Annotated in this window: 1 protein-coding gene; it reads right to left on the bottom strand. The window is 42.0% G+C overall.

The annotated features are described in order from the left end of the window. Window positions 1–99: 99 nt before the first annotated feature. Window positions 100–747: site-specific integrase (locus tag AB4140_RS19770; protein WP_372002347.1), on the bottom strand; the 648-nt coding region annotated here is incomplete at its 5' end.

Raw genomic sequence — 747 nt, 5'->3', positions numbered from 1 at the left:
ACACATTGTAAGTGGGTCGCGGATAGATCATGTAAAACGAAAAGGAGCAGAAATGAGCTACACACTCCTCTATCATTTTCGAACAAACACACACGTTCATCAAATATCATATTCAAGTCGCTCAATGTATTTGAGTAATGCCCTAGCCTGAATATCCTTGCCATAGCGGCCGTAGGTGATGTTTGGGTTCGCGTGACCGACTATCTGCGCCATAATATGCTCGCTGATATCCAAACGCTTAAACTCATCGATAAAAGTGTGTCGTAGACTATAAGCCGTTGGTCGTTGACTCGCTTTCATGCCAATGCAGGTTTGTAATATCGATAGGTGCTTACAATAGGTTTTTGACCAATCTTCTACTAACCCCACTGGTTTATAATTAAACAACTGGGGATGTTTTTTACGTGTTTTTACAAATTCAATAAAGCCCTGCTCTATCAAGGTTTGGTGGATTGGAATACTGCGTCTTGCATTGGCATTCTTAATACGTTGCCCTTTGCCGCTGTCATCAACGTTAATGCAATGAATACCTTCGATTTCGACTATGTTACTGGGCTTTAACTGACACGCCTCTGATGGCCTTAGGCCGCCATAAAGCATCAATCGGGTGACCCACTTAAAGTCCACTGTTGAAGCTTTAAATTCGGCTGAATGTATTAGCCTTTTTAAATCACTCGTATCCCAACGGTCTCTTTCTTGGTTGGCTTTAACTTTGGGCTTTTGCCCTACTGTCACATTTTCAAAAGG

Origin of the sequence: Shewanella sp. 10N.286.51.B2 (assembly GCF_041469265.1) — a bacterium.
GTDB lineage: Bacteria > Pseudomonadota > Gammaproteobacteria > Enterobacterales > Shewanellaceae > Shewanella.
The sequence above is the reverse complement of the archived record's forward strand: the minus strand, read 5'-3'. Positions and strand labels throughout refer to the sequence as shown.